Below are 9,689 nucleotides of genomic sequence, written 5' to 3'. Positions count from 1 at the left end.
GAGGACAATTTTGAGGGGATGATCAGTCATCAATTTTTGAAGACGGAAAATACATTAAGAAGGAAAAATTATTTCGACAGGGAGTAAAATTGTAGTGCAAATTTTATTTTTGAATGCTAGGTGACATTTATACTCATTATCCAGTTCAATTTTTTTTAGAAAAAAAATCTCTCCATTAATTTTTGTTTGATTATTTATAATTTCAAAAGAATTTAAAGGAACTGAAAGTCCCATTCCATGAGCTTTTAATACAGCCTCTTTCTTTGTCCAATAGTTATAAAATGCGTTTTTTACATCATTTGAAGAGATTATCTGTTTCCATTCTAAATTTGTCATTTGAGATTTAAAACTTTCTATATCAATATTCTTTAGAATTTCTAGATCAATTCCCACTTCATCAATTTCTGATAGTACACAGACAACAATATTTCCAGAATGAGAAATATTAAATTTCACACATTTATTTTTAAAGTAGGGTTTATTATAGGCTGAATACATTAAATTTTCTTCACAAAACGTTTTACTCATTCCTTCCATTCCTTGTTTCAAAAGCAACCTACCCAATAATGATAACTGAACATCCTGCCATCTTCTATATGTTAAGATTTTTCTTTGAAAATCATTAGAAAAATTTGGTAAAAAGGTACGTAATAAACGGGAATGATTTTCCTGAGCTATATATGAATAGAGAATATGAATCAATTAAAATATCTATTTAAATTAAGATTAATTAGCAAAGGATTTAATTTAGAATATATTCCAATAAAACAAATAAATAACTAACAAAATATTTGAAAACAAGATAGAGAAGATAACACTTCTATCCTTTATCTTTTTTATTTGGGTTATAAAATATAGTAGCGTAATCATTAACAAAACAATAAAGACTAATAATATACTAAATACATAATTAAAATTATCTGGCAGTCCAAATGCCAAAATAAAATAATTTTGATCGGCAACTTTTCCTAAAGCTAAGAAAAGACCTACCACGCCTATAATCCCAGCTATGGAGGTTACAACACTAAAAACTCTTATTATTTTATCAGAATTAGCATTGTAATTTTTCTTTGATAGTTTGATAGTATACGTAAAAATAAAAAATAACATTAGAAGTAAAGCGACAAGCAACGGAGATAAAAGAACTAAATTCAATGGCCTTAAGCTACTTCCAACTTTTGAAACACCGGAGTTGAGAATAACCCCTTTAACAAATTCTATTTTCTCCTCATTTTTGAATGCATTAACATCTAATTGCTTTCTTTGATCATTTATAAAAGCTTCTACCACCTTATTTCCTGTTTTAGTAAAACCTGGAACATGACTAAGGTTATAACCAATTATAGCATCTCCATTTTTAAATTTTTGGGCTACTTCATTGCCATTTGAAACCGGAGTAATAGGATCATATTCGCCAGAAAATACGAGTACAGGAGATGATATGCTTGATAATTTAGATAAATCATAAGGCGCTATTGTAACCTGCCGATTAAGATTCCATCTCTCACAAATCTTAAAATCAGATTTATAAAATGAAACCCCGCCTTTTAATTGCTCATATTTCGAAGCATCAGATTGATATTCTGGGAATTTATTATTAGGAAGCGTTTCATTACAGCTCACACAATAATACACTCCATAATCCATTCCAAGTAAGCTAGAAAATGCAGCTACCAAATTCCCTAAAGCATCTTCGTTTCTATCCTGAAATTGATAAATTAATAGCGGAATAACCTCAACAAGTTTTTTATGATAAAGTGCCTGTTGAATTGCAATTTTAAAATCCTCTGAATTATACGTAAACTCACCTGATTCAATTAAATTTTCATCAACTTTTACGGTTATTGGATGTTCATCCAAATCTGCAATGGTTTTATAATATACCTTTTCCAAATTAGGATATTGATCGTTACAAGCTGGATCGTTTAAGCACTTTTTGAATACTTTAGAAAGAATATTCACATAATTGGTAGTATTCTTCGTATAATATGTTGATATATTTGAAATTGAAGAATCTAATGATAATGTTTTAATGTCTTTTGGATACATATTGGTATAAACCTGAGCCATATATGTTCCATAAGAAGCCCCATACACATGCCAATTAGAATATCCCAATAATTTCTTTAAAGCATGTAAATCTTGTGAAACAGACACACTATTATATGCCTCTATATCCACCCCTTGATTTAAAAGATCCTGTTTGCACGACAATGCTTCAGATATCTTTTGATTTTCATCTTCTTTTTCTGATTGATTCTTTGCTAAGATTCCTAAAAACTTTTTCCCTAAATCAGGACAAAGTCTAGGTTCTGAAAACCCAGTTCCTCTAATATCTAATAAAACAATATCATTCTTTTCGCGAAGAGGATGTCTATACCAAGATCCAATATTTTGGACACCACTTGCTCCAGGACCTCCTTGAATAAAAACAACAGCATCAGCATTAACTTTATTAAACTTATTTTTTAATATAGAAACTGCAATTTTAATTGTGTTACTTTTGGGATCATTCCAATTTTCGGGAACAGAAAGGAACTTGTATGCTATTGTATCTTCATTTAATACTTCTGCATTAGGAAAAAAAGTTTCCGTTTCTTGTAAAGATCCCTTTTGACTCTGTATTGATGTGGAACAACAAAAGACAAACAACACCATTACTATTATATTTTTAATATAAAAACTCATAATTTTTTATTATTATAATTTTATTGATTTGTGATGTTTAAAAACTAAAATCTATATCAATAGCCTTCTCTTGTTCAAATGCCATGTCAGCATTAATATCATTTATTGAAATGTTTGGGTTACCTATAAGCTCATCGAGAATTTTCTTGTATTTTAACACCAATAGCTCAATGGTTTCTTTTTCGTATTTACTCGTATCATAATAAATAGAGCCATGCAGGTGCTCTTTATTAATAGAAAAGCTAACTAGTAATGGTAATCTATTGTATTTTGCATCCACAGGATGAAACTCCAAAGAAAAATCCTGAGTTACTTCAATTTTCTCATAATTAAATGTTGGATTTTGCAATACTAGAATCGCTTCTAATCGTAGAGAACTAATTATATCTTCGGGCATATCTTGATGCTTGTCGATAGCCAACATATCCTTTTGGACATTCTGCAACATATCTGCAAACAATTGATCAGATTCTATCTTTACACGTAATGGTAAAGTTTTTACAAACATTCCAATTTGAGCATGTAGATCTGAGAAAGGTCTTCCAGAATTTATGGTGCCTATGCAAATATCATTAAGCCCCTGCATTTTATAAATCACTATATTAAATACAGTAGTCAATAGCGTATGAAGCGTGATTTTTTGACTCAATGCCGTCTGATTCAGCTTTTCAAGAAACGTTTTATCCCAATTAAAATGATAGAAACTCCCAGAATATTTTTCACTTAACCCCTCCTCTTGATCATAAGGAATCAGGCTTCTCCATCGATAATTATTGAGATACTGTTTCCAAAAGTAATGGTTATCATTTTTATTATCAAGCTCAACATTATGCTGCCAAACTGCATAATCTTTAAATTGAAGACTGAGCGTTTTTCTTTGAAAGCTTATTTCCGAAGTAAATGAAACATAGTGTTCGATGACTTCCTTTATCAAGACCTCTAATGACCATCCGTCCATTATAATATGATGGGTGACAAATAATAATAAACGATCCCCCGTTGATGTTTCAAACATACCCAAACGAATTAGGTTTTCTTCCTTAAGATCAAACTCCTGATTGGCATACTCTTCCAATTCTCTTTTTATCTCAGAATTATCTACAAAAAAACGGTCTATTTTAAAAAACATTTCTTTTCTTGATTTAATTATTTGATGGGGAAAACCGTTAAATTCAACAAAATTTGTTCGTAACGTCTCATGCTTATCAATTACTTTTCTAAAAGCTATTTCTAACAAAACATGATTAAATATACCTTCTACTCTGTATGCTCTAAACATGTTATATGCTATCGATTTTTCACTTTGAAATGAAGTCAACCATATAGCATATTGAGGTAATGTAATAGGATAATGTGATTTTCTTCCTGTTAGAGTTATAATTTTTAATTCTTTAGTTTCTCTCTGCTCTAAAAACAAAGCTAAGGATTCAATAGTTGGGTGATCAAAAATGGCTTTTAGAGAAATCTGATGTTTTAATTCTTTTTCTATTCTACCAATTAATCTTACTGCATTTAGTGAATGTCCCCCTAATCTAAAAAAATTATCCGTTGTACCTATTTCATTTTTTGTTTCTAAAACTTCTTTATAATATTTAGAAAGTTTAAGTTCTAAAACAGTTATAGGTTTTTTATGCTTAGATGCAACCACAGAAGTTTCTATATCCTTTTGAGCTAGTATTTTTCTATTTACTTTTTTATTAGGTGTTAATGGAATTTTTTTTAATGGAATAATAGTATATGGTATCATATACTCTGGTAATTCCTTTTGTAAATGATCGATTACCTCATTTACATTAATCGATTTTTGATTTAGAACTACATAGGCTACTAAAGAAGCTTCTTGATTTATTTTCTTTTTAGCAACAACCACAGAAGATTTTATTGTTTTTAATTGGTTTAACTTAGTTTCTATTTCACCTAACTCAATACGGTATCCTCTAATTTTCACCTGATGATCATTACGACCTGAAAATTCAATTTCGCCACGAGTATTCCATCTTCCCATATCTCCTGTTTCATAGATCTTTTCATTTTCATTAAATGGATTCTTTATAAATTTCTCTTTCGTTAGCACTTCATTTTTAAAATATCCTTTTGCTAATCCATCCCCTCCTATATAAATATTACCTCTCGCACCTACTGGTAATAGATTTCTATAATCATCAAGCACATAAATTTTAGTATTTTGTATAGGCTTTCCGATATTAGAAGCATCTTTGGGCGTATCAATTTTTTTTATACTTGACCAAATAGTTGTTTCTGTAGGACCATACATGTTCCAGACTTCTGAGCAGGTGTTTAATAAATTTTCCGCAAGAGATTCGCTCAATAAATCTCCACCACATAATACTTTTAGCGTACTATCTCCTTCCCAATTTGCATTATAAAGCATCTGGTAGAAACTAGGCGTTGCTTGCATTATGGTTGGCTTAATTCGTTTTAGTTCTTTAATTATAGCTAGAGGATCAATCAAAGTATCACTATCAATAACATATAATTTTGCACCAGAAATTAAAGGAGTAAAAAATTCTAAAATCGAAATATCAAAAGACTGCGTAGTTACAGAAAACAGTATATCATCATTTGTTATTCCTGGCTTTTGTTGAATGCTCAACAAAAAATTTAATAGAGATTGATGCCCTACTTCTACTCCTTTAGGATCCCCTGTGGAGCCCGAAGTATAAATTATATAAGCCGTATCAGATGATTTTACTCTGTTCACAAAAGAAGTTTTATAAGTGTTAAAGTTATTAGTATAAAGTATTGCATCAATACTTACAAACCTAACTATAGCATTAATTATATCTTGTTTTTGGGCATCTCCTATGATACACTTTACATCACTATGTGCAATTATGTATTTAAGCCGTTCTTTAGGAAAACTAGGGTCTAATGGAATATAAGCTCTTCCTGACTTAAAAATCCCCACTAAAATTATAATCAAATCTGCAGAACGATTCATTAAAACAGCGATAGGAGATGTATCGTTGTTTCCAAACTCCTGTAATATGTATTTCGCTACTTGATTTGATAGATTATCTAATTGCTTATAGGTATAGTTCTTAAACCTATCTTGAATTGCAATACTATTTGAATTTTTCTTTACTTGATTATCAAGAGAGGTTAATAAAGTTGTATCTTTCTTATAAGTTGATTGTGTTTGATTAAATGCATTTAATAGTTGTTTTTCTTTATCTATTAAGTAGCTATAATCTGATAATTTTTTCTTCGTATTTCTAACAACATCACCCATAAGATGTTCAAAATGTTCAACTAACTGGCTTGCAGAATCTTCATTAAAATAATTGATATTATAATCAAAATCGATTTTGACATCTTCTAACTCATCAAATTCTCTAATATAAACAGCAAGGGCTACCCTTTCTGATTGATGTGTAAGTGGGATAACTCTTGTTGTCGTATTCTTAAAATGATCTGAATAATTTTGCTTTTCATAAGACAATGTGATATTAAACAATCTGTCTTTTTCCTTAAAAATATCCAATTCTTTGATCAGTTTTCCTAATGGAAAACGTTGATGACGATAATCTTGTCTTAATTCTTGTTTTATTTTACTCACTAAATCTTCAAATGTATCTTCAAAATCAAGAGATATCCGCAAAGCAGAAACCCCCATAAAAAGGCCTACTGTTTTCTTGAAAACTGACTTACTTCTATTCAAAACAGGAAGGCCTATTGCAAAATCTTTATTTTGATGCTTCCTTCCAAAATAAAGGTATAACAATCCCAGAATCACATGAAAAGTTGAACTCTTATATATTTTAGCTATGTCTGAAAGTTGATTGTATACCGATCTTTTAATCATTAATTCTTTTCGACTACTCTTATTAAGATTAATCGTATCATCCAATTTTTCAAATAACCGCTCAGGAAGATTTTGAAACTTCTCTTTCCAAAAAAGTTTATCTTTTAAAAAAGCTTCTGAATTGATATATTCTCTATCATTGCTAACAAAATCTTTATAGTCATAAGGATACTCTGTTTCTATACTACCTGATTCAATAAGTTCATTATAATTTGTAACTAGCCTCTGAAACATTAAGGATGTTCCCCAACCATCCGTAATGATATGATGATATACTGAGAATAAATAATGATATGTTTCATCTACCTTAACTAGAATGAACTTGTGTAATAATTCTTTAGAATCAAAATCAAAAAGCTCTTCAAAGGTTCTTTGCATGAACACCTCAGCTTTGGTATTCGCATCTTTTTTATTTGAAAAGTCTACAAAACCAAGAGTGGACTTATGTTCGAGTAAAGTTTTCATTTCAGCATTTCCTTCGGTGCGAACAACAATACTTCTGTATGCATCATGTTGATCGATAAGCTTTATGTAAGCTTCGTTAAGGGTTTCAAAATCTATATCACCCTTAATAGCTATTTTGGCACCTATATTATAAATAGGTTCGTTTGGATATAACAATTGCTCAAAATAGACATCTTGTTGTGGAAGTGTCAATTTCATATCAAAAAGTTCTATGTGATTATTAAAGTTTTTACTCTTATTTGAGTAGAGTTTGCTTAATCTAGGCCCAAAGGTTTTCGGCTAGTTCTTCTTTATTATTGACTACGTTGACATCTTTTACAATTTTTCCATAATCGAATTTTATAATTCTATCAGCAAGGTGAAAATAGGCGTCATCATGAGTTACAGCTATAATGGTTTTTCCTTCAGATCTTAATTTGGGGATTAATTCTTCGTAGAAATATTTTCTAAAATGTGGATCCTGATCTGCTGCCCATTCATCTAATATTAAAATTGGCTTCTTTTCGAGAAGAGCAAAAATCATTGACATTCGCTTACTTTGTCCTTTTGAAAATTTTCTTCTTGCTGATTCTTCTGTATCATCTTCAACGACATTATCTAACTGCATGGTTTTCAGTAGCTCACCATATTCTTTATTATTCTCAAGAACATAATCATCATAATTATGCGAAAATATGTGATTGTTGGTGAAAATTGCGGTCATTGAATCTTGTAAATCATCCTTTATATTCAGATCTTTATTATCATTTAAAACAATTTCTCCTTCAGTAGGCATATACAAACCAGTTAAAACATTAATGAATGTACTTTTGCCTGATCCATTACCTCCTACTACAAACAAAACTTCCCCTTGGCTGATTGTAAGATCTATAGGACCTAATGCAAACGTTTTTTCATCATTTTCACTTTCATAATTAAAGGATATATTTTTAAACTCTAGTGACTGAAACTTATGATCTTCATTTTGGATTGGATTCCTAACTTCATCATCAATTTGAAAATCTTTCATGAAGTTTTTAATTCTTTTATTTGCGACCATAAAACGAGTATACATTTGCTGCAAATTTATTAGGTTATTTATCGGGCCCGAAATAAAAAGAATTACAACCACATAGGCGATAACATCATCTCTTTCTAATAAACCTAAAGAGGGTAATCCAAATAAAATCGCAGCAATCACAACATATAAACCATATTGACTAATCATATTAATGGAAAGAAAAACATAATTGATTTTGAAATCTAAATCTTCAGAATCATCCCGATTAGGATTTAAGTATTTTTCCATTATATTTTTTCTTCGGGATACGCTTAATTTTAATTCTTTGAATCCTAAAATCAAATCATCAACATAACTATAATAATGTTCGTTAAATTTTCGTAACCTACTTACTTGACTAGACATAGTGTTCATAACAATAAAGTAACAAACAGCTACTAATATGATAAGAACAAGAACGATTCCTGCAGATATAGGTGAAAGTGTAAACATATACACTACTCCAAGGACTAACATCAACAAAGAGCTAACTGTATGGGTAACTGTATAAGGTAAATTAGAAAATATACGTAAATCCTCCATTGCTGTATAAAAACGTTGCGTCCCAAATTTTTCGAGAGTTACCAAAGGAGCTCTTAAAATTTGATTAAACAGATTTTTTTCATTCTCATATAATATCTTAAACGCATATTTATTTAATCCTTTCTGAAAAATTACATTTAGTAAATATGTATATCCTACAGCAGATAGAAAAACTATAATCATATAGTCTTTTAAAAATTCTTCATTCCCCGATAAAACATTATTTATTATATAAATAATTCCAAAACTCAAAAGAGTATTAGGTATAGCATATAGCAATAAAAGAATAATATCTTTTGGTTTTAATTTTAACATTTGTCTCAAATATTTATGTACGTAAAAATAACTATGTACGGTTAGAGTAATAGTATTGCGAAGTAATAAACCTAAATAAACCTCTAGTTGTAAATTAACTTACAACCTGATTATTAATAAAGTTTTTTTTAATAATTCCCGCTATTTGTTCGGGATGGTCATTTATAAAGAAATGATCGCCATCTAAAATTTGAAACTGAAATTCTCCAGAAGTAAATCGTTTCCAGTTATCAATTTCATGACATTGCTCTTCTTTAGTTCCCATTAAAGCATAAATTGGCGTTTTAATAATTAATCCTTCTTCAGAATAATTATCTTTTTCCAAAACTTCAAAATCAGCACGCATGATGGGGCTGAAAAAATGATATAATTCATCATTTTCAAGAATCTCTTCTGGAACCCCTCCTAATTCTCTTAATTCTTCTTTGAAATCCTCATCCTTCATTAAGTAGCGTTTCCCTTTTTGTTGCTTTTCATATGATTCTTTAACCCCTGGGCCTGGATTTCCTGAGACTATTAAATGACAGGGGAAATCATTTATTTCTTCCATCTTTTTGGTTATACTTAACCCTAAAGTTGCCCCCATACTGTGCCCATAAATTATATATGGTTGTTTATTCCTTAGCTTTTTTATTTGGTTGAAATAATCTTGTATTACCTGCTCTTTATTTTTAAGTAGAGCTTCTTCAAATCTTTTGCCTCTACCAGGTATTTCTAAAGCAATAAAATCTATATCAGAATTAATATTCTTTTTTAGAAATTCAAAAGAATAACAACTTCCTCCAGCAAAGTGAAGTAAGAATAATTGCATAT

At 29.8% G+C, this 9,689-nt stretch carries 5 protein-coding genes; all 5 read right to left on the bottom strand.

The annotated features are described in order from the left end of the window. Positions 1–54: 54 nt before the first annotated feature. The 5 genes from ACE939_RS15755 to ACE939_RS15735 all read right to left on the bottom strand — a co-directional run bounded on the left by ACE939_RS15755 (position 55) and on the right by ACE939_RS15735 (position 9,687). On the bottom strand, positions 55–702 hold the full coding sequence (locus ACE939_RS15755; RefSeq protein WP_378186698.1) for a 4'-phosphopantetheinyl transferase family protein: 648 nt from the start codon (positions 700–702) through the stop codon (positions 55–57). Between the two features lie 45 nt (positions 703–747). After that, positions 748–2,688: an alpha/beta fold hydrolase gene (locus ACE939_RS15750; RefSeq protein WP_378186697.1), complete on the bottom strand. Its 1,941-nt coding sequence runs from the start codon at positions 2,686–2,688 to the stop codon at positions 748–750. Positions 2,689–2,725: 37 nt separating this feature from the next. After that, positions 2,726–7,177, bottom strand: a complete 4,452-nt coding sequence (locus ACE939_RS15745; protein WP_378186696.1) for an amino acid adenylation domain-containing protein — start codon at positions 7,175–7,177, stop codon at positions 2,726–2,728. A gap of 61 nt (positions 7,178–7,238) precedes the next feature. Further along, positions 7,239–8,876: a cyclic peptide export ABC transporter gene (locus ACE939_RS15740; protein ID WP_378186694.1), complete on the bottom strand. Its 1,638-nt coding sequence runs from the start codon at positions 8,874–8,876 to the stop codon at positions 7,239–7,241. Between the two features lie 94 nt (positions 8,877–8,970). Beyond that, complete coding sequence (locus ACE939_RS15735) at positions 8,971–9,687, bottom strand: thioesterase II family protein (protein ID WP_378186692.1); 717 nt, start codon at positions 9,685–9,687, stop codon at positions 8,971–8,973. Positions 9,688–9,689: the final 2 nt, after the last annotated feature.

Origin of the sequence: Aquimarina rhodophyticola (genome assembly GCF_042434915.1) — a bacterium.
Classification (GTDB): Bacteria; Bacteroidota; Bacteroidia; order Flavobacteriales; family Flavobacteriaceae; genus Aquimarina.
The sequence above is the reverse complement of the archived record's forward strand: the minus strand, read 5'-3'. Positions and strand labels throughout refer to the sequence as shown.